The sequence below is a fragment of the Nioella sp. genome, from assembly GCF_964229645.1.
In the GTDB taxonomy this organism is placed as follows: domain Bacteria; phylum Pseudomonadota; class Alphaproteobacteria; order Rhodobacterales; family Rhodobacteraceae; genus Nioella.
The window spans coordinates 1-18,886 of the sequence record NZ_CAXREX010000241.1; the positions used below are offsets into that span (position 1 = coordinate 1).

22 protein-coding genes are annotated in these 18,886 nt (G+C 63.4%); 7 read left to right on the plus strand and 15 right to left on the minus strand.

Annotation, left to right across the window (positions count from 1 at the left end):
• The 7 genes from ACEQXV_RS16080 to ACEQXV_RS16110 all read left to right on the plus strand — a co-directional run.
• Positions 1–204: EAL domain-containing protein (locus ACEQXV_RS16080; RefSeq protein WP_370270002.1), on the plus strand; the 204-nt coding region annotated here is incomplete at its 5' end.
• A gap of 120 nt (positions 205–324) precedes the next feature.
• Positions 325–2,148, plus strand: a complete 1,824-nt coding sequence (yidC, locus tag ACEQXV_RS16085; RefSeq protein ID WP_370251458.1) for a membrane protein insertase YidC — start codon at positions 325–327, stop codon at positions 2,146–2,148.
• Entirely contained in the window at positions 2,148–2,885 is a 738-nt protein-coding gene (locus tag ACEQXV_RS16090; RefSeq protein ID WP_370251457.1) for an MOSC domain-containing protein, read from the plus strand. The genes yidC and ACEQXV_RS16090 overlap by 1 nt, the downstream gene beginning before the upstream one ends.
• A gap of 1 nt (position 2,886) precedes the next feature.
• The gene (gene yihA / locus ACEQXV_RS16095) at positions 2,887–3,540 is read left to right on the plus strand and encodes a ribosome biogenesis GTP-binding protein YihA/YsxC (RefSeq protein ID WP_370251456.1); all 654 of its coding nucleotides are present in this window, start codon (positions 2,887–2,889) and stop codon (positions 3,538–3,540) included.
• A gap of 64 nt (positions 3,541–3,604) precedes the next feature.
• The gene (argB, locus tag ACEQXV_RS16100) at positions 3,605–4,471 is read left to right on the plus strand and encodes an acetylglutamate kinase (RefSeq protein ID WP_370270003.1); all 867 of its coding nucleotides are present in this window, start codon (positions 3,605–3,607) and stop codon (positions 4,469–4,471) included.
• A 39-nt stretch (positions 4,472–4,510) separates the two neighbouring features.
• Positions 4,511–5,155 (plus strand): ferredoxin, encoded by a 645-nt coding sequence (locus tag ACEQXV_RS16105; RefSeq protein ID WP_370270004.1) that lies wholly within the window; start codon positions 4,511–4,513, stop codon positions 5,153–5,155.
• Positions 5,152–5,652 carry a histidine phosphatase family protein gene (locus ACEQXV_RS16110; protein ID WP_370270006.1) on the plus strand — a complete coding sequence of 167 codons (501 nt, stop codon included), beginning with the start codon at positions 5,152–5,154 and terminating at the stop codon, positions 5,650–5,652. Before ACEQXV_RS16105 ends, ACEQXV_RS16110 begins: the two co-directional genes overlap by 4 nt.
• A 57-nt stretch (positions 5,653–5,709) precedes the next feature.
• Here ACEQXV_RS16110 and ACEQXV_RS16115 read toward each other — a convergent pair whose 3' ends face one another.
• The 15 genes from ACEQXV_RS16115 to rpsM form a co-directional block, all read right to left on the minus strand.
• Entirely contained in the window at positions 5,710–6,510 is an 801-nt protein-coding gene (locus ACEQXV_RS16115; RefSeq protein WP_370251452.1) for an amino acid ABC transporter ATP-binding protein, read from the minus strand.
• A 12-nt stretch (positions 6,511–6,522) separates the two neighbouring features.
• Positions 6,523–7,827 carry an amino acid ABC transporter permease gene (locus tag ACEQXV_RS16120; protein WP_370270007.1) on the minus strand — a complete coding sequence of 435 codons (1,305 nt, stop codon included), beginning with the start codon at positions 7,825–7,827 and terminating at the stop codon, positions 6,523–6,525.
• Between the two features lies 1 nt (position 7,828).
• A complete protein-coding gene (locus tag ACEQXV_RS16125; RefSeq protein WP_370270009.1) occupies positions 7,829–9,118 on the minus strand; it encodes an amino acid ABC transporter permease in 1,290 nt (429 codons plus the stop codon).
• Between the two features lie 148 nt (positions 9,119–9,266).
• A complete protein-coding gene (locus ACEQXV_RS16130) occupies positions 9,267–10,283 on the minus strand; it encodes an amino acid ABC transporter substrate-binding protein (RefSeq protein ID WP_370270011.1) in 1,017 nt (338 codons plus the stop codon).
• A 235-nt stretch (positions 10,284–10,518) separates the two neighbouring features.
• A complete protein-coding gene (locus ACEQXV_RS16135; RefSeq protein ID WP_370270012.1) occupies positions 10,519–11,232 on the minus strand; it encodes an ATP12 family chaperone protein in 714 nt (237 codons plus the stop codon).
• Positions 11,229–11,906 (minus strand): HAD-IA family hydrolase, encoded by a 678-nt coding sequence (locus tag ACEQXV_RS16140; RefSeq protein ID WP_370270013.1) that lies wholly within the window; start codon positions 11,904–11,906, stop codon positions 11,229–11,231. The genes ACEQXV_RS16135 and ACEQXV_RS16140 overlap by 4 nt, the downstream gene beginning before the upstream one ends.
• The gene (locus tag ACEQXV_RS16145; RefSeq protein ID WP_370270015.1) at positions 11,903–12,949 is read right to left on the minus strand and encodes an RluA family pseudouridine synthase; all 1,047 of its coding nucleotides are present in this window, start codon (positions 12,947–12,949) and stop codon (positions 11,903–11,905) included. Before ACEQXV_RS16145 ends, ACEQXV_RS16140 begins: the two co-directional genes overlap by 4 nt.
• Positions 12,946–13,326, minus strand: a complete 381-nt coding sequence (crcB, locus tag ACEQXV_RS16150) for a fluoride efflux transporter CrcB (protein ID WP_370251445.1) — start codon at positions 13,324–13,326, stop codon at positions 12,946–12,948. Before crcB ends, ACEQXV_RS16145 begins: the two co-directional genes overlap by 4 nt.
• Before the next feature lie 45 nt (positions 13,327–13,371).
• Positions 13,372–14,700, minus strand: coding sequence for a replication-associated recombination protein A (locus tag ACEQXV_RS16155; RefSeq protein ID WP_370251444.1), 1,329 nt, complete (start codon positions 14,698–14,700; stop codon positions 13,372–13,374).
• Positions 14,701–14,759: 59 nt separating this feature from the next.
• Positions 14,760–15,347, minus strand: a complete 588-nt coding sequence (locus ACEQXV_RS16160; RefSeq protein WP_370251443.1) for an acyl-homoserine-lactone synthase — start codon at positions 15,345–15,347, stop codon at positions 14,760–14,762.
• A gap of 60 nt (positions 15,348–15,407) precedes the next feature.
• Positions 15,408–16,019, minus strand: a complete 612-nt coding sequence (locus ACEQXV_RS16165; RefSeq protein ID WP_370251442.1) for an autoinducer binding domain-containing protein — start codon at positions 16,017–16,019, stop codon at positions 15,408–15,410.
• 336 nt (positions 16,020–16,355) lie between these two features.
• Positions 16,356–16,778 carry a 50S ribosomal protein L17 gene (gene rplQ, locus ACEQXV_RS16170; protein WP_370251441.1) on the minus strand — a complete coding sequence of 141 codons (423 nt, stop codon included), beginning with the start codon at positions 16,776–16,778 and terminating at the stop codon, positions 16,356–16,358.
• 138 nt (positions 16,779–16,916) lie between these two features.
• On the minus strand, positions 16,917–17,933 hold the full coding sequence (locus ACEQXV_RS16175; protein ID WP_370270017.1) for a DNA-directed RNA polymerase subunit alpha: 1,017 nt from the start codon (positions 17,931–17,933) through the stop codon (positions 16,917–16,919).
• A 115-nt stretch (positions 17,934–18,048) separates the two neighbouring features.
• The gene (rpsK, locus tag ACEQXV_RS16180) at positions 18,049–18,438 is read right to left on the minus strand and encodes a 30S ribosomal protein S11 (RefSeq protein WP_370270018.1); all 390 of its coding nucleotides are present in this window, start codon (positions 18,436–18,438) and stop codon (positions 18,049–18,051) included.
• Positions 18,439–18,450: 12 nt separating this feature from the next.
• Positions 18,451–18,819 (minus strand): 30S ribosomal protein S13, encoded by a 369-nt coding sequence (gene rpsM / locus ACEQXV_RS16185; protein WP_370270019.1) that lies wholly within the window; start codon positions 18,817–18,819, stop codon positions 18,451–18,453.
• Positions 18,820–18,886: the final 67 nt, after the last annotated feature.

The following is an 18,886-nucleotide window of genomic DNA, read 5'->3' on the forward strand; positions in this document are numbered from 1 at the left end:
CTCGCCGAGCGGCTGAACGTGACCACCGTTGCCGAGGGCGTGGAAACCCCCGGAGAGCACAGCGTTCTGCAGCAACTGGGGTGCGATCACCTGCAGGGCTTCCTCTTTTCCCGGCCGATGCCCTTTGACGAAACGATTGCCTGGATGCGCGACAGGGCCGCGAAAGCCTCTCCGCCCACCCCCTTTCGTCGCCGCATCGGCTGATACCCCGCCGAATCCGGGGCCAATCCGCGCGCAGACCCCTTTGACGGGGAAAACCGCTTGACCTTTCCAGCCTCAGTCTGTTGAACCTCCGTGACTTCAACCAAGGCTGGATACGCAGGTATGGAAGATCAGAACCAGAACAAGAACCTCATTCTGGCAATGGCGCTCTCGATGGGTGTCATTCTTATCTGGACATTCCTGTTCCCGCCGGAACAGCCCCCTGCCGACCCGGCGGCGTCCGATCCGCAGGCGGTCTCGACCGTCGATGAAAACGGAAACGAGGTCGCCCTCGCCCCGCCGCCTGCGGCCGGAGCCGAAGGTGCAGGCACCGATGCCGCGCCCGAGGAACTGGTCGAGACCCCGCGCGTCGAGATCGAAACCCCGTCGCTGTCGGGCTCCATTGCCCTGACCGGCGGCCGGCTCGATGACCTACTGCTGACCGACTACACCGAGACCATCGAAGAGGGGTCCCCGAACGTGCGCCTGCTGTCGCCCGTGGGCGAAGCCGGGGCCTATTACGCGCTTTATGGCTGGACGCCCGGCGGCGCGCTCGATTTCGACCAGGTTCCCGGTGCGAACACCGCCTGGGAACTGGAGGCAGGTGACCGCCTGACCCCCGAAACCCCGATCACTCTGGTCTGGGACAACGGCTCGGGCCTTGTCTTCCGCCGCACCATCTCGGTCGACGAGGACTACCTGTTCACCATCACCCAGTCGGTCGAGAACACCGGTGACACCGAGGCGCGCCTTGCCCCCTACGGCATCGTCGCGCGCCATGGTCTGCCCGAGGACCTGCAGAATTTCTTCATCCTGCATGAAGGGGTCGTGCAGAACTCTGACGGCACGTTGAACGAACTGGACTATGACGGCATCGCCGATCTCGAATTCGTTCAGCGCGAAGGCTCGCCCGCCGAAGTGACCGAGGTCACCGGGTCGGGCTGGATCGGCTTCACCGACAAGTACTGGATGACGTCGCTTGTGCCCGGCGCGGGCCAGCCCTTCACCGCCGTGACCCGCTATGTGCCCGGCGCCGAGATCTACCAGACCGAAACCCGCCTTCCCGCAGTCACGGTCGCGCCCGGCGAAACCGCGGAATCGACCACCCGTCTCTTCGCGGGCGCCAAGGAATGGGAAACCATCCGCCGTTACGAGGCCGAAGAAGGCATCGACGGCTTCATCGACTCGATCGACTGGGGCTGGTTCTTCTTCCTCACCAAGCCGATCTTCTGGCTGCTGCACAATCTCAACGTGCTGATTGGCAACATGGGCATCTCGATCATCGCGCTGACGCTGCTGATCAAGGCCATCCTCTTCCCGCTGGCCTATCGGTCCTACGTGTCGATGGCCAAGATGAAAGAGCTTCAGCCCGAGATGGAGAAGCTCAAGGAACGGGCCGGCGACGACCGCGAGGCGTTGCAGAAGGGCATGATGGAGCTTTACCAGAAGAACAAGGTGAACCCCGCCTCGGGCTGTCTGCCGATCCTTCTGCAGATCCCGATCTTCTTCTCGCTCTACAAGGTGATCTTCGTCACGCTGGAACTACGCCACGCACCGTTCTTCGGCTGGCTGAACGATCTGTCTGCGCCTGACACCTCGTCGATCTACAACCTCTTCGGCCTGCTGCCCTGGGCCGCACCCGAAGCCGGCAGCATCCTGGCGCTGGTGTTCATCGGCATCCTGCCGATCCTGCTCGGCATCTCGATGTGGCTCCAGCAGAAGCTGAACCCGGCGCCCACCGATCCGACGCAGCAGATGATCTTTGCCTGGATGCCCTGGGTGTTCATGTTCATGCTCGGCGGCTTCGCCAGCGGCCTGATCGTCTACTGGATCACCAACAACACCATCACCTTCACGCAGCAGTACATCATCATGCGTAGCCACGGGCATCGGCCGGACGTGTTCGGCAATATCCGCAAGAGCTTCAAGCGCAAGAAGAGCAGTTGATGAGCGTCACGGTTGAGGCGCTCTGGCGCCACCCGATCAAGAGCCACGGGCGCGAAGCCCTGACCCATGCCCGCCTAACGGCGGGCATGAGTTTTCCATGGGACAGGGTCTGGGCCGTGGCCCACGATGCCGCCAAGGCGGACGGGACGGAATGGGCCCCCTGCGTGAACTTCTCGATCGGGGCCAAGCTGCCGGGTCTGATGGCCATCGACGCGGTGCTGGACGAGGACACGGAAACCGTCACCCTGACCCATCCCGATCTTGGCACCCTGAGGCTTCGCCCCGATGAAGACCCCGACGCGCTCATCGCCTGGACCAAACCCCTGATGGACCCGGCGCGCGCGCAGTCGCAACGCGTCCTTCGCGTGCCGGGCCGGGGTATGACCGACACCGATTACCCATCGGTCAGCATCGGCAACCTGTCGTCGCACAGGGTCGTGGAACAGAAACTTGGCACGCCCCTGTCGACCAAGCGCTGGCGCGCGAATATCTGGCTCGAAGGGTTGGCCCCGTGGGAAGAATTCGACCTGGTGGGCAAGACGCTGCGCATCGGCAGCGCCGAAATCGCGATCCGGGAACCGGTGGTGCGCTGCCTGGCGACGACCACCAACCCTGAAACCGGCAAGCGGGACGCGGACACGCTGAGTGTTCTGAACGAAGACCGCGAATTTTGCGTCTATGGCGAGGTCGTGGGCTCTGGCGAGGTCCGGCTTGGCGATACGGCAGAGGTGATCTGACATGGAAATCCATTTTTCCCTGGCCCCGAAACCAGAACCGGAAGAGGCCGAGAAGGGCCGCCTTCTGTTCGCTGCCGGGTCCGACTTTCTCAAGGGCGTCGTCGCGATGGACGGAATGCCGCCGGGCGACCGGGTCGAGGTGTGTTTTGCCGGCCGGTCGAACGTGGGCAAGTCCACGCTGATCAACGCGGTGACCGGGCGCAAGGCCCTGGCGCGGGCGTCCAACACGCCGGGCCGCACCCAGGAAATCAACTTCTTCACCATCGCCGACAGTCACTACCTGGTCGACCTGCCCGGCTACGGCTTCGCCAATGCGCCGGTAAAGGTGGTCGAGAAGTGGCAAAAGCTGCTCAAGGCCTATCTCTCGGGCCGCGCCAACCTGCGCCGCGCCTTCGTGCTGATCGACAGCCGGCATGGGGTGAAGCCCGTCGACGAAGAGATCATGGACCTGCTCGACCGGTCCGCGGTCCCCTTCCAGGTGGTGATGACCAAGGCCGACAAGATCAAGAAAGACGAGATGGTCAAGATTCTCGCCCAGGTGCGTGAGGCACTGGCCAAGCATCCGGCCGCCTATCCCGAGCTGGTGGTCACCTCGTCCGACAAGGGTGTCGGAATCGAGACCCTGCGCAGCATCATCGCCGGTATCGCGGGCTGAACGCAGAACGCTTGAGTGCGGCCTGCTGCGGGGCTAACAAGGTCTGAACCCAGAGGGCAGCCCGATGAAGAAGCAAGTGACCATGACGACCCGCGACTACGCCGCCACCGCTCGCACCCTGTCCGAAGCCCTGCCCTACATGCAGCGCTACAACGATGCCATCGTGGTCATCAAGTTCGGCGGCCATGCCATGGGCGATGAAGAGGCCATGGCCACTTTCGCCCGCGACATGGTGCTGCTGCGCCAGGTGGGCATGAACCCGGTGATCGTCCATGGTGGCGGCCCGATGATCAACGAGATGCTGGCCAAGCTCGGCGTGAAATCCGACTTCGTGAAGGGCAAGCGCGTGACTGATGCCGCCACCGTCGACGTGGTCGAAATGGTGCTGTCGGGCATGGTCAACAAGCGCATCGTCCAGGCGATCAACGCGCAGGGCGGCAAGGCCGTGGGCCTGTCCGGCAAGGACGCCAACCTGATGATCTGCGACCCCTCCGATCCCGAACTCGGCTTCGTGGGCGACCCGGCCGAGGTTGACCCGGCGGTTTTGCTGAACCTCTTCGAGGATGACATGATCCCGGTGATCGCCCCCCTTGGTGCAGGCCGCGCGGGCGAGACCTACAACATCAACGGCGACACCGCGGCGGGTGCCATCGCCGCAGCCCTGAAGGCCGACCGACTGCTGCTGCTGACGGATGTGGCCGGGGTCAAAAACGCGGCAGGCGAGGTGCTGACCCAACTGTCCGCAGCAGAAGTGGAACAGATGACCGCCGAGGGCGTCATCGCGGGCGGCATGATCCCCAAGACCGAAACCGCCGTGAACGCGGTCCGAAACGGGGTGCGCGCCTGCACGAGCGTTGATGGGCGCGTGCCCAATGCCGTGCTGCTGGAACTCTTCACCGCCCACGGCGCGGGCAGCATGATCCGCGCCTGACGCTTGCCAAGCCATCTGCGCCGCCGCACAGTCGCGCCCATGGATCTCGCCGCTATTCAGGCGCTTGCCGCCCCGCATTTTCTGGACCTCTTCGGCGCGTTTCACGCCGAAGAGGGGGACGGCTGTCCCCCGGGGACCATGCTGCTCTTCTCTCCACTCGAACCAGGGTTCTGGGCACATGTCCGGGCCGGGCCCGAAGCGTTGGACGGTTTGCCCGACCCAATCGACCGCTGGTCCACCCGCGTGATCGGCGGCATGGCCAGGGCGCTTGACGGCACGGCGCATTTTCCCTTTGGCGGGCCGCCCTACGCGCCCTTCATCAAATGGGCAGAACGCACCGGGCGGGCCTGGCCCTCGCCGGTCGGGATGCTGGTCCATGACACGGCCGGGCTGATGATTTCCATCCGGGGGGCCATCTGGCTGGAAGGGCGGCTCGAACTGCCAGCACCTGCGGGGACCAGCCCCTGCGCAAGTTGCGACCGCCCCTGCCTTTCGACCTGCCCCGTGGGCGCGCTTGGGCCCCGGCCCTATGACGTGCCCGCCTGTCACGCCTTCCTGGACACGGATGCAGGCGCAGACTGCCTGTCGGGCGGCTGCCTTGTGCGCCGCGCCTGCCCGGTCAGCCGCAGGTTCGGGCGAGACCCCGCCCAATCTGCCCATCACATGAGGTATTTTCACCGGTGACCCTGACCCTGATCCTCACCCGCCACGCGAAATCCGACTGGGGCGATCCGCGCCTGTCAGACCATGATCGGCCGCTGAACAAGCGGGGCCGGCGCGATGCCCCCCGCATCGGTGCCTGGCTGCGAGAGGCGGGCTACATGCCCGACAAGGTCACGGTCTCGTCGGCCCTCCGGGCACAGGAAACCTGGGCCGGCATCGCCTCGACGCTCGGTGGCGCGCCCAAGGTCTCGACCGCCGAGGCGCTCTACCATGCGTCGGCGGATGTGCTGATGGCCCGCGCGCGTGGGTCCTTCAGCTTCACCCACATGATGATCGGCCATAATCCCGGCATGGGCGACTTTGCCCACCGGCTGTTGCGCGCCGCGCCCGACCATCGCCGGTTCTTGGATTTCCCGACCTGCGCGACGCTGGTGATTGATTTCGGCGAACGTGACTGGCGCGATCTCGATTGGGGCATGGGCGAGGTGCTCGGCTTCGTCACCCCGCACGACCTCTGACCCAAAAGGAAAAGGCCCCCGAACGGGGGCCCCTCCGATCATGCGATCCCGCGCGGCTCAGTGGCCGAGGATCTGGCTCAGGAACAGCTGCGTGCGCGGCGACTGCGGGTTGGTGAAGAACGGCTCGGGCTCGTTCTGCTCCACGATCTGCCCCGCATCCATGAAGATCACCCGGTTGGCGACCTGCCGCGCAAAGCCCATCTCGTGGGTCACGCACAGCATGGTCATGCCTTCCTCGGCAAGCTCGATCATGGTGTCGAGCACTTCCTTGATCATCTCGGGGTCTAGCGCCGAGGTGGGTTCGTCGAAGAGCATGATCCGCGGCCGCATGCACAGCGAACGGGCGATGGCCACGCGCTGCTGCTGACCGCCGGACAACTGGCCGGGATACTTGTCGGCCTGTTCGGGGATCTTCACCTTCTCAAGGAAATGCATCGCCGTTTCCTCGGCCTCTTTCTTGGGCGTCTTGCGCACCCAGATCGGGGCCAGCGTGCAGTTTTCCAGGATCGTCAGGTGCGGGAACAGGTTGAAGTGCTGGAAGCACATGCCAACCTCGGACCGGATCTTGTCGATGTTCTTGAGGTCATTCGACAATTCGGTGCCGTCCACCACGATCTTGCCCTGCTGGTGTTCTTCCAGCGCGTTGATGCACCGGATCAGCGTGGACTTGCCCGACCCCGAGGGGCCGCAGATCACGATCCGTTCGCCACGATAGACCGTCAGGTCGATGTCGCGCAGCACGTGGAACGTGCCATACCACTTGTTCATGCCCGAGATCTCGATGGCGACCTCGTCCGAGACCTTCATGTGAGACCGGTCGATTTCGCGGTCCTGGATGGAAGTTTGAACGTCAGACATTGAGACGCCTCCTTAGCGATGCCCGGTGTGGAGCTTGCGCTCCAGCCACATGGAGTAGCGGGACATGGAAAAACAGAAGATGAAGAAGCACAGGCCGATGAAGATGAACAGTTCCCAGTAGACCCCGTTCCAGGCGGCATCCGCGCGGATGGCGTTGGACAGGCCGATCGGGTCCAGCAGGCCGATGAACACCACCAGCGTGGTATCCTTGAACAGGCCGATGAACGAGGACACGATCCCCGGGATGGAAATCTTCAGTGCCTGCGGCAGGATGATCAGCTGCATGGACTGCCAGTAGTTCAGGCCCAGGCTGTCCGCGCCCTCGTACTGGCCGCGAGGCAGGGCCGCAAGGCCCCCGCGCACCACCTCGGCGATATAGGCCGAGGAAAAGAGCGTCACCATGATGATCACCCTCAACATCAGGTCGAACTCCACCTCGGGCGGCAGGAAGTAGTTCAGCAGCAGAGATGCCGTGAACAGCCACACGATCAGCGGAACGCCCCGGATCACCTCGATGAAGACGACCGAGCACTTGTTGATGATGAAGAGGTCCGACTGACGGCCAAGCGCCAGAAGGATGCCCAGGGGCAGCGACAGCACGATACCCGTCACCCCAATCACGATGGCCAGCATGAAGCCGCCGAACCGGTCAGACGGGATCGACTCGATGCCAATCGGCAGGGCCGAGCCGAGCGCGCCCGAAATGGGCCCTGCCAGGAACAGCCAGTAGAGCAGCGGCACCACGATGGCGAGGATCGTCGCCAGCAGGGTGCCGAGCGTCGGACCGGCCTTGGTCAGGATCGCCCAACCGATCACGAAGCCGAGCGCCGCGACGATGGGCCCCCAGATGGTGCCCCCCCACAGCAGCCAGTAGGCCGCGAAGGGCGCTACCGCCGTCAGGATCAGCAGCTTGCGCGACACGGTGTCGAACAGGATCGGCGCGATGGCCGCCCCGAAGATCACCAGTGCCAGGATCGGACGCCAGTAGAGGCTGGACGGGTAGAACCCGAACAGCAGCTGGTGCCACCGGTCGGAAATCACCGCCCAACAGGCGACCTCGTGCCCGTCTGCATAGATCGAGTCCCGGATTTCACGACACTGGGACAGCGACTCGGCATTCCAGATGCCGCCCACGGTCCAGGGCGTGATATGGGCCAGAACCCAGTAGATCACGTAGAGCGAGACGATGGTCAGGATGGAGTTCAGCCAGGAAGAAAACAGGTTCTCCCGGATCCACTTCACGGCACCTTTTTCGCCGATCGGGGGATCCTTGGCCTCCAGCATTTCGGTGCGGACGTAAGACGCATTGTGGTTCATCTCACCGCTCCTTCAGCTTAACGGAGTTGTTGTAAACGTTCATCACGCTGGAGATCGCCAGAGAGGTGATGAGGTAGAAAAGCCCCAGCAGAAGCATGCCCTCCAGCTCTCGGCCGGTCTGGTTGATCGTGATCCCGCCAAGGGTGGAACGGACGTCCATGTAGCCCACCGCGATGGCGAGAGAGCTGTTCTTGGTCAGGTTCAGATATTGCGAGATGAGCGGCGGAATGATCACGCGCATGGCTTGCGGCAGGATCACCAGGTTCATCGTGCGTCCCGGGCGCAGACCCAGGGCATAGGCGGCTTCGGTCTGGCCCTTGTTGATGGCCATGATCCCTGCCCGCACGATTTCCGCGATGAAGGCCCCGGTATAGAGCGACAGGGCAAACCACAGCGCGATCAGCGAGTTGCGCAGGTGGATGCCGCCATCGAAGTTGAAGCCCCGCAGTGCCGGGATGTCCAGCGTTGCCCCAAGCGCGATCAGAACCACGATGGCCGGGCCGAAGATCGCGGCCAGCTGCATCCACAAGGTGCCCGCCGGGCGAACGCCCGTCGCTTCCTGGATCGCGGTGGCCCGGCGGCCCATCATCTTCGCGACAACGATACCGCCGACGATCAGGCCCAGGATCAGCAGCCAGTCGATCACCGACGAACTGGGGATCACGGCAGCCGCTGCACCGTCTGCGGCCTCGGTCATCTCATTGCCGCCCAGCGAGCGGGTGAACATGACGTTTGGCACATAGATGCCGCGATTGGTGACGGCCACGCTATCGCCCAAGATCATCGAAGCAGCAGGATCGTCGCCCCGGAAATCCCGCGGTTGCGGCGTGGCTTCGGTCATCACGGCGAAGATCAGCAGAATCCACAGCAGCAGCGGGATATTGCGGAAGCCTTCCACGTAGACGGTCATCAGCCGCGCCACGATCCAGTTGTTGGACAGGCGCAGCACACCCGCGAACACCCCAAGGATGGTCGCAAGGATACAGCCCAGGAAGGCCACGAGAAGCGTGTTGAGAATCCCCACGATGGCGGCGCGGCCATGCGTGGAGTCGTTTGAATACTCGATCAGGCGCTGGTTGATGTCGTAACCGGCGCGCGAGCTCAGGAATCCGAAATCGAAGTCCTTACCCAGTTGTTCAAGGTTGGCCACGATATTGCGGCCGAGCCAGAACAGCGCGAGCATGATGAGAATGAGGGCGACAACCTGAATGGTCATGGACCGGTATCGGGTGTCGTAAATTAACTGACTGAGCCGGAAGGACTCGGTGGGTGGTTGGGCTATCGAAGACATTGATGGCAACCCCGACTGTCGCTTGAGGAGCGACCCACGACCCCCCATTCACCCCGCAAAGGGATGCTCTGGTCGCACGGTCTGAAACTTGGTGAGGCGCAATTGGAGAAAGGGCGCGGCATTGCCGCGCCCTTCCATCCGGATGTGCTTAGCGGAACGGCGGCGAGTAGATCAGGCCACCATCGGTCCACTGGGCGTTGAGGCCACGTGCGAGACCGATCGGGGTGTTCTCACCGATGTTGCCTTCGAACAGTTCGCCATAGTTGCCCACTGCGGAAATCGCCTGGACGGCCCAGTCAGAGGACAGGCCGAGCATGCCGCCGAGGTCACCCTCGGAGCCGAGCAGACGGTTGATTTCCGGGTTCTCGGTGCCTGCTGCCAGTTCAGCAACGTTGGCCGAGGTCACGCCGAGCTCTTCTGCCGAGATCAGGGCGTTCAGGGTCCAGCGAACGATGTCGCCCCATTCGTTGTCGCCATGACGGACGAGCGGGCCGAGCGGCTCCTTGGAGATGATTTCCGGCAGAACCACGTGTGCCGACGGATCTTCGAAGGTGGCGCGGGTTGCGGCCAGACCGGAAGCGTCGGTGGTGTACACGTCACAGGCGCCAGCAAGGTACTGCTGCTGTGCTTCTGCGTTGGTTTCGATCGGAACCGGCTCGTAGCTCATGTTGTTGGAGGCAAAGAAGTCCGCCAGGTTGAGCTCGGTGGTGGTGCCGGTCTGGATGCAGACGGTGGCGCCATCGAGTTCCATGGCCGAGGACACGCCCAGGTCACGCGGGACCATGAAGCCCTGACCGTCGTAGTAGTTGATGCCCACGAATTCGAAACGCAGGTCAACGTCACGGCTGAAGGTCCAGGTGGTGTTCCGGGCCAGCATGTCGACTTCGCCCGATGCCAGCGCGGTAAAGCGGGTCTGGCCAGTGGTGGGCACGAAGTTCACGGCAGACGGATCGCCGAGAACAGCGGCTGCAACGGCACGGCAAACGCCGACGTCAAAGCCATCCCATTCGCCGTTGGCGTCGGGTGCTGCGAAGCCGACGAGGCCGGTGGACACGCCGCAGTTCAGGCTGCCGCGCGCACGGACTTCGTCCAGCGTCTGTGCGGAAGCGAAGCCGGCTGCGAGGCCAGCTACGGCAAGCGTGCCGAGAAGAACGGATTTTTTCATTTTTACCTCTTCCTGATGGTCCGCCGTGAGGCGGGCTTATTTGGTCATTGAGACCTTGAATTGGGAGGGACAAGGTCAAAGCTGACCCGGCCCCCGCCTGTTAATTGGGCAAATCTCTTTGGGTAGGTCAAGGGCGGCGAAGACTGAAACACCCTGTTCCAAGCCTTACCTAGGGTAATTTTTTCTAGCTGCCCATTGCTTGCGCAACAGCATTATCGCTTAGCCGGATGAAACATCACGATCCTTGCGCGAGCGCGAGGAAGCTTGCTGCGTGAAGGAACGCCGCGCGCTTGATGGCGGCTGCCTCGGCGGCCTCCTCATCCTCGCCCCATTGCGTCACCTGCCAGTCTTCGTCGATTCGGCTGAGCGCCCAGATCGTCTCGGCGGGGGCCCCTTCGCGGGCGGCGTAAAGCCCAAGGACAAGTGACCCCGACAGCGTGATGAGGTCATGCAACGCGGTCAGGGAAAAGGGTGCGTAGCTGGCGATTTCGACCCGGTATCGCGCCAGGCTGTCAGCCGGCTGTTCAGCCGGAAGGATGCCCTCAACCGCGACGAGGGGGGCGCCATAGGTCTGCGCAGCCCAGTCCAGAACCGGGTCCCACCCCTTTTTTTGTTGCTCCACAAGCTCTTCGGGGAAGGCCGCGCGATGACACAGCAGATCGGTTTCGGCATAAGCCGCCAGCATGGCCGCAACCTCAGCGTGCTGTGCCGTCACCTTGTCCAGCGCGGCATTGGCCGAGCGGGTGACCGGCATCGACAGCGGGTCGATCTCGCCCTCCTGCGCCGTCCATTCCGCGGCAACGGCTTCGGCCATTTCGCGGGTGGGCAGGATCATCGGGGTTTTGAGCGGCGTGCGCACCGGGCGTCCATCGAGCAGAACCTGCCAGCCGTCGCCCTCAGCCTCCACGCTCACATCCTTCCAGAAACGCTTTGCCTTCCACTCGCTCATGCCGTGCCCCAGATCTCGTTCAATGCTTCTGCCAACTGGCCGAATTCGCCAAGCACCCGCTCGGCACCCGCCGCTTGCAGGTCTTCGACCGGGTGATACCCCCAACTGACACCGATTGCCTGAATTCCGGCATTGCGGCCCATTTCGATGTCGAAAACCGTGTCCCCGAGAATCACCGCATGTGAAGTATCTACCCCCGTCTCGGCCAAACAGGCCTCGATCATCGCGGGGTGCGGCTTGGACGGGTGGTCATCGGCGACCTGCACGGTCTGGAAGAGCGGCCGGATGCCGTGCATGTCGAAAAGATGCTCCATCCCGCGCCGCGACTTCCCGGTGGCGATGCCAAGCAGCAGCTCGTCTTCGCCGGCCAGCCGGTCCAGCATCTCCCGAGCGCCGGGATAGAAGGGCGACAGCGCCGCCCCGTTTTCCACTCGCAGGCGCATGAAGCTGTTCTTGTAGCCCTCGACCAGCGCAGATTGCGTGGCCGCATCCATCCCCGGCACCAACCGGTCGATCGCCACGGGCAGCGACAGCCCCACGATGGACAGCGTCGCCTCGCGCGCTGGCGGGGTCAGGCCAAGGCCCTCGAACGCGCCGTTCATCGAGGCAACGATATGTGCCTGGCTGTCGATGAGCGTGCCGTCGACATCGAAAATGACCAGCTTCAGGCTCATTTCACCCCTTCGAACGGGTCCTCGGCGGCAAGGGTTTCATCCCAGCCCAGCGTGTCCCAGCTCTGCGCCATGTGCTCGGGCAGCGGCGCGGTGATGGTGACGTCCTTGCGAGTCACCGGGTGCTCGAAGCGCATCATCCGCGCATGCAAGTGCAGCTTCTTCGATATGATCCCGCCCAGTTGCGCGCCCCAGCCATCGCCCAGGTTTTCCTGCCCAGATCCGCCGTATTTGCCGTCCCCGATGATCGGATGCCCGATCTCGGCCATATGCGCACGCAGCTGGTGGGTGCGGCCCGTGATCGGCTCCATCGCGACCCATGCCGCACGCGAGGCAACGCGGTAGAGCGTGGCATAGAGCGTATGGGCGCGCTTGGCGTCGGGCATGCTGTTCATGTCGCGCGGATGAACGGCGATCATCTTCTCGCCCTCGCCCTTGTGGCCATGGCCGGGTGCTTTCATCAGGCCAAAGCGGATCTCGCCCAGGTAAGGCGTCGGCACACCGGCCACCAGCGCCCAATAGATCTTGCGCGTTTCGCGATGCCGGATCGCGGTGGTCAGCGCCTTGGCAACCTCTCGTGTGCGGGCCAGCAGCAGAACACCCGAAGTGTCCTTGTCCAGCCGGTGCACCAGCCGGGGCTTTTCCTCGTAGCCGAATTTCAGCGCCTCGGCCAAGCCGTCCACGTGGCGGGTCTGCTTGCTGCCGCCCTGGGTCGGCAGGCCCCGCGGCTTGTTCAGCGCGATGATATGGTCGTCGCGATAGATCACGCAGGCGCGGATCATCTCGGCATCCTTGTCAGACACCGTGGGCTTGGGCGCCTCGGGGCGGGGGGCGTCCTCGTCGGGCAGCGGTGGAATGCGCACCTGCTGGCCCACTTCCAGCCGGGTCGCCGGTTTCACACGGCCCCCATCGACCCGAATTTCCCCCTTGCGGCACATCTTCTCGATCCGGCCCTGCCCGATATGCGGGAAGTGCCGGCGGAACCAGCGATCGAGCCGTTGATCTCCATCGCCCGGTTCAACAGTCAGGGTCTGAACGCCGCTCATACGAAGAGTCCCCGTGCCAGCCACAGCCCCAGAAGAAGGCCGAAGATCGAACATGTGACCGAGGCCACGACATAGAAGACCGCCGCGCTCATGTCGCCGCGCTCCCACAGGGTGACGGCTTCCAGCGAGAACGAGGAGAAGGTGGTAAAGCCCCCCAGAATCCCCGTCATGATCAGCGGAGACAAATGCGTGAGCCCCCGGTTCGCGGCGGCGGTCACGAAGACCCCCATCAGGAAAGACCCCAGGATATTGACCGTGAGGACACCCAGCGGAAAGGACCCGTGGCCGACCAGGCGCACGATCCCCACCCCCACCGAATAGCGAAGCGAAGCGCCGATGGCGCCGCCGAGGGCGACCTGAAGAAGCGTTGTGATCATGGGCGGGGTTTGTTGCCTTGGCCCCGGGATGTCAAGCGTCGCGCGTCAGTCGCCCGACGCATCGCCCCGCCGCTTGGACCTCAGCTTGGCGAAATAGGCCACCCTCTTGGCGAGGTCCCGCTCGAAGCCGCGCTCGACGGGCGCGTAATACTGGGCCCTCGCCATGCCGTCGGGAAAATAGTCCTGGCCGGAAAACCCGTCCTCGGCGTCGTGGTCATAGGCATATCCCGCACCATAGCCCTGGTCCTTCATCATGCCGGTCGGCGCGTTCAGGATATGCTTGGGCGGCGGCGCAGAGCCTGTCTTGGCGGCGGCCTTTCGCGCGGCCTTGTAGGCCACGTAAACCGCGTTCGACTTCGGCGCGAGCGCCAGGTAGACCACCGCCTGCGCCAGCGCCAGTTCGCCTTCCGGGCTGCCAAGACGCTCGTAGGTTTCCCAGGCATCAATGCACAAGGCCTGCGCCTGCGGATCGGCCAGCCCGATATCCTCGACCGCCATCCGCGTGATCCGGCGAGCGAGGAAGCGGGGGTCTTCGCCGCCTTCCAGCATCCGCGCGAACCAGTAAAGCGCGGCATCCGGGTCGGACCCGCGCACCGATTTGTGCAGGGCCGAGATCAGGTTGTAATGGGCATCGCCCGACTTGTCGTATTGTGCCGCGCGTCGGCTCAACCGCTGGCCAAGCTGCTTGGGATCAAGCGGGGCCTCCGTCTTCCAGGCGGCCACCTGCTCCACCAGGTTCAGCATCGCGCGCCCATCCCCGTCGGCCATTTCCCGCAAGGCCGCGCGCGCCTCCTCCGTGAGCGGCAGCGTGCCGCCCAATTCCGCCTCGGCCCGTGCGGTCAGCAGTTCCAGGTCATCATCCGACAGCCGTTCCAGCACCAGCACCTGCGACCGGCTGAGCACGGCAGCATTCAGTTCGAACGAGGGGTTTTCCGTCGTGGCCCCCACCAGCAGGATGGTGCCATCCTCCATATGGGGCAGGAACCCGTCCTGCTGCGCCTTGTTGAAACGATGTATCTCGTCGACGAACAGCAACGTTCCGCCGCCATTTGCCCGGCGCAGCCGCGCGGCCTCGAACACCTTGCGCAGGTCGGGCACACCCGTGAAGATTGCGCTGATCTGAACGAACGTCAGGTCGGTTTCCTGGGCCAGAAGCCGCGCGATGGTGGTCTTGCCCACGCCCGGCGGCCCCCAGAAGATGAGCGACCCGAGCGAGCCCGCGTCCAGCATCACCCGCAGGCTGCCATCAGGCCCCAGGATATGTCGTTGCCCGATCACCTCGGACAGGTTTTGCGGGCGCAGCCGATCGGCCAGCGGCCGGGGACCGGCTGCCTTGGTGTCGGCGGATGGGGCAGAGTCGAACAGGTCGGCCATGCCCGCACCCTATGTCTGGTCGCGGTCGGGGAAAAGCCATTGCGGCACGGCAGGGCCGATCAATGCATCTTCGTTGCCATGCTGATCGACACGCAGACACTGTTTTCGCCGTCGAACTCCAGCACCCGGCCCGCCGGAATGCAGTCGAGCCCCACCCGGCGCGCCAGGCGCGGCGAGTTTTCGGGGATGATTCCGATCAGTTCGGTCGCGCCCATGTCGCGGGCCGAGCGCACCATTTCCGAAATCAACTGCATCTGCACGCGAAAGCGCAGCTTTGCCGGCACCTCGCGGCTGACGAAGACACGGCTCGATTCCCAGACATGGCTGGCCACCGGCGCGGGGCGGTCCAACAGGTCTGCCGGGATCGTATCGAGCAAGCCGCGCTGCGCATCGCGGATCATGTAGGTGTAGATGCCACAGCGATGCGTCGTGGGGGTCAGGCGCACCCCGGCCATGACATGGCCGTTGTCATGCACCGTCACCCAGCGGCTGGCGGGCGTGTCATACTGGTCGAACTCCATCCCGTTCGCCTCGGGCAAGTCCCAACGGTTCTGCACGATGAAGGTCTGGTGGCGTGCGCGAAGCATGTTCGCGAACAGCTCACCGTGGTTGTGCATGTTCTCGAAGGAAAGGGTCGTGACTTGCATTGAGGTGCCTCCTGGATGGCGGTTGAACTAACCGGAACCGCAAGGCAACTGCGTGTGCTGTCATAGTAATCGGAATTCCCGCGCTTTCTTTAGTGCTTCTGCCGTGGTTCGCGCACCCAAGCGAACGCGGGCGGAGGACAGGCGCGCCTTCAACGCGCTCTCGGAAATACCCAGCTTGGCAGCGGCTGCGGTATGTCTGTCTCCATCGGCGATCAGGCGAAGAGCCTCCACCTGCGCCTTGGTCAATTCCGTAGGGGGCGCGGCGGCTTCATGCAGAGCACGAGAGACCACGGCGATCGCGTCAATCTCGGCATCCGTGAATTCACGGTCCGAACGCGCGCACCCGATAATCGAACGCGAGGTAATCGGCCCGCAGGACACGACCGCACCGTAAAGCAGGCCGTGACGCCGGGCTTTATCCATGATGCTGAACGGGTCGGGCAGACGAATCTCGCTCCACCTGGTTTGCCCACTGATCCCGATCCCCCAAAAGACCAGCGGGTCCCGTAATGCATAGGCGTTGTTCTGATATTCTTCCTGCCAATCTTGCGGGTAGGTGCTTTTCAGAACGAGCGGCGATGCGAAACGGATGTGCAGCCCCACGGTATACCCCATTGGGGCGAGGGCTTTGAGCTGATCCAGCAAGGATATGAGGACTCTACTGTTGGACATGTCTTTTTGGACAGGTTGTCGGAATTCGGGGTCTCCGTAAAGTCACTTTATTCCAAGTTATCGCGTGTGTGAAATGCCAGAAAAGGTTAACAAATTCATTTTTTCGCGTGTGATGCGGCTTTCACCACAGGTTCGGCGGGAATTGCTCGAGATAATTGGCGATTGCCCACCCTGCGATTCGGAATTGGACCGAATCGTCTCTCTCTTTGAAAACGGCGAAAAACCGCCTCGCTCCAAGGCGGGCTGAGTAGCGAGCCCTTTCACAATTGCAGTTGCAAACAAAAAACCCCGCCAATTAAGCGGGGTTTTCCGTTGATTTCGAATTGACGGTCCGTCTTATTCGTCGGCTGCGGCCTCTTCGGCCTCGACGCGGGCGCGGTCTCCGGCACCCTTGGCGTCAACGTCGCGGTCAACGAATTCGATGATGGCCATCGGGGCCATGTCACCGTAACGGAAGCCCGCTTTCAGAACGCGAACATAGCCGCCCTGACGCTCGGCGTAGCGGGGGCCCAGAACTTCGAACAGCTTGGCGACATAGGCGTCCTGCTTGAGCTGCGATGCGGCCTGACGACGGGCGTGCAGGTCACCGCGCTTGCCCAGCGTGATCAGCTTTTCGATGATCGGGCGCAGTTCCTTGGCCTTCGGCAGGGTGGTCTTGATCTGCTCGTGCTCGATAAGCGAGCCAGCCATGTTGGCGAACATCGCCTTGCGGTGTTCGTGGGTGCGGTTCAGGCGGCGATAGCCACGTGCGTGACGCATGATTTATCTCCAGTCTTTGTGCTTTGTCCGGGGCCGGTTCACGTTGCCGGTCCCTCCTTGGTGGGGCGGGATTGCCCATGTTTTCCCCGCATCTGCGGGCATTTGCGGGGGCCCGAAACCGCGCCCCCGAGGAAGACATCAGAAGTTGTCTTCGAATTTCTTGGCCAGGTCCTCGATATTGTCGGGCGGCCAGTCGATGATGTCCATGCCAAGGTGCAGACCCATGCCGGACAGCACTTCCTTGATTTCGTTCAGCGACTTGCGGCCGAAGTTCGGGGTGCGCAGCATCTCGGCTTCGGTCTTCTGGATCAGGTCGCCGATATAGACGATGTTGTCGTTCTTCAGGCAGTTTGCCGAACGGACGCTGAGCTCCAGCTCATCGACCTTCTTCAGCAGCAGCGGGTTGAACTCCAGATCGTCTTCGTCGTCCTGGCGGCCTGCGGCCTCCGGCTCGTCGAAGTTGACGAAGATCGACAGCTGGTCCTGCAGGATGCGCGCAGCGAAGGCCACGGCGTCCTCGGGGGTCACGGACCCGTCGGTTTCCAGCTTCAGCGTCAGCTTGTCATAGTCCAGCACCTGGCCCTCGCGGGTTGGCTGCACGTCGTAAGACACTTTCTTGACCGGCGAATAGATCGCGTCGATCGAGATCAGGCCAATCGGGGCGTCTTCCGGACGGTTCTTTTCGGCGGCCACGTAGCCCTTGCCGGTATTCACGGTCAGTTCCATGAACAGATCGGCACCCTCGTCGAGGTGGCAGATCACGTGATCGCGGTTCAGAACCTCGATACCGGCCGATTCCGAGATGTCACCGGCGGTGACGACCTTGGGGCCCTTGGCGGAAATCGACACCCGCTTGGGGCCTTCGACATCCATCCGCAGCGACACGCCCTTGAGGTTCAGCACCACGTCGGTGACGTCTTCGCGCACACCGGCGATCGAGCTGAACTCGTGCAGGACGTTGTCGATCTGGACGCTGGTGATTGCGGCGCCTTGCAGCGACGACATCAGCACGCGGCGCAGCGCGTTACCCAGTGTCAGGCCAAAGCCACGCTCCAGCGGTTCGGCGATCACGGTCGCCTGGCGCGACGGGTCATTGCCCGGCGTCACGGCCAGCTGGGTCGGCTTGATGAGTTCTTGCCAGTTCTTGTGGATCATGCTGTCGCCTCCATTCCTGTTCGCGGGCGGATCCGTGCCCGGAACGCTCGAGGATCAAAATGACAAACCTGCGGGCCGCGTGGGTGTCACACGGCCCGCAGGCGTAAAGGTAGAATCAGACGCGGCGGCGCTTCGGCGGGCGGCAGCCATTGTGCGCGATCGGGGTCACGTCACGGATCGAGGTGATCTGGAACCCGATTGCAGCCAGGGCGCGCAGTGCACTTTCACGGCCCGAACCGGGGCCCTGCACTTCCACTTCCAGCGTCTTCACACCGTGTTCCTGAGCCTTGCGGCCAGCATCCTCGGCGGCCATCTGGGCGGCGTAAGGGGTCGACTTGCGCGAGCCCTTGAAGCCCATGGTGCCAGCAGACGACCACGAAATGGCGTTGCCCTGCACGTCCGAGATCAGGAGCTTGGTGTTGTTGAACGAGCTGTTCACATGCGCCACGCCTGCGGCGATGTTCTTGCGCTCTTTGCGCTTCATACGAGTCTTGTCGCGTGCCATCGTCCTGCCTCCTTACTTCTTCTTGCCAGCAATCGGCTTGGCCGGGCCCTTGCGGGTGCGGGCATTGGTATGGGTGCGCTGGCCGCGCACGGGCAGGTTGCGGCGATGACGCAGACCGCGGTAGCAGCCCAGGTCCATCAGGCGCTTGATGTTCATCTGAACTTCGCGGCGAAGGTCGCCTTCGACGGTGTAGTTGGCGTCGATGTGCTCGCGGATGGCCAGAACTTCGGCATCCGACAGCTCGTTCACACGACGGGTCGCGTCGATGTTCACGGCTTCACAGATCGACTGGGCAGAGGCCGGGCCAATGCCGGTGATGTAGGTCAGCGCGATCGGAACGCGCTTGGCGGTGGGGATATTCACGCCAGCAATACGTGCCACGTATCATGTCCTTTTCGTTGCGGTTCCGTCCTTCCAGAACCTTTTTTCACAACCGAAGGCCCGAGGC

Coding starts and splice junctions, on each gene's coding strand:
- ACEQXV_RS16120 (WP_370270007.1), bottom strand. CDS start 7,827: ATGAACCACAATGCGTCTTACGTCCGCACCGAAATGCTGGAGGCCAAG.
- ACEQXV_RS16090 (WP_370251457.1), top strand. CDS start 2,148: ATGAGCGTCACGGTTGAGGCGCTCTGGCGCCACCCGATCAAGAGCCAC.
- yidC (WP_370251458.1), top strand. CDS start 325: ATGGAAGATCAGAACCAGAACAAGAACCTCATTCTGGCAATGGCGCTC.
- ACEQXV_RS16145 (WP_370270015.1), bottom strand. CDS start 12,949: ATGAGCGGCGTTCAGACCCTGACTGTTGAACCGGGCGATGGAGATCAA.
- argB (WP_370270003.1), top strand. CDS start 3,605: ATGAAGAAGCAAGTGACCATGACGACCCGCGACTACGCCGCCACCGCT.
- ACEQXV_RS16105 (WP_370270004.1), top strand. CDS start 4,511: ATGGATCTCGCCGCTATTCAGGCGCTTGCCGCCCCGCATTTTCTGGAC.
- ACEQXV_RS16160 (WP_370251443.1), bottom strand. CDS start 15,347: ATGCAAGTCACGACCCTTTCCTTCGAGAACATGCACAACCACGGTGAG.
- ACEQXV_RS16125 (WP_370270009.1), bottom strand. CDS start 9,118: ATGTCTTCGATAGCCCAACCACCCACCGAGTCCTTCCGGCTCAGTCAG.
- ACEQXV_RS16155 (WP_370251444.1), bottom strand. CDS start 14,700: ATGGCCGACCTGTTCGACTCTGCCCCATCCGCCGACACCAAGGCAGCC.
- ACEQXV_RS16135 (WP_370270012.1), bottom strand. CDS start 11,232: ATGAGCGAGTGGAAGGCAAAGCGTTTCTGGAAGGATGTGAGCGTGGAG.
- ACEQXV_RS16130 (WP_370270011.1), bottom strand. CDS start 10,283: ATGAAAAAATCCGTTCTTCTCGGCACGCTTGCCGTAGCTGGCCTCGCA.
- ACEQXV_RS16115 (WP_370251452.1), bottom strand. CDS start 6,510: ATGTCTGACGTTCAAACTTCCATCCAGGACCGCGAAATCGACCGGTCT.
- crcB (WP_370251445.1), bottom strand. CDS start 13,326: ATGATCACAACGCTTCTTCAGGTCGCCCTCGGCGGCGCCATCGGCGCT.
- rpsK (WP_370270018.1), bottom strand. CDS start 18,438: ATGGCACGCGACAAGACTCGTATGAAGCGCAAAGAGCGCAAGAACATC.
- yihA (WP_370251456.1), top strand. CDS start 2,887: ATGGAAATCCATTTTTCCCTGGCCCCGAAACCAGAACCGGAAGAGGCC.
- rplQ (WP_370251441.1), bottom strand. CDS start 16,778: ATGCGTCACGCACGTGGCTATCGCCGCCTGAACCGCACCCACGAACAC.
- ACEQXV_RS16175 (WP_370270017.1), bottom strand. CDS start 17,933: ATGATCCACAAGAACTGGCAAGAACTCATCAAGCCGACCCAGCTGGCC.
- ACEQXV_RS16165 (WP_370251442.1), bottom strand. CDS start 16,019: ATGTCCAACAGTAGAGTCCTCATATCCTTGCTGGATCAGCTCAAAGCC.
- ACEQXV_RS16140 (WP_370270013.1), bottom strand. CDS start 11,906: ATGAGCCTGAAGCTGGTCATTTTCGATGTCGACGGCACGCTCATCGAC.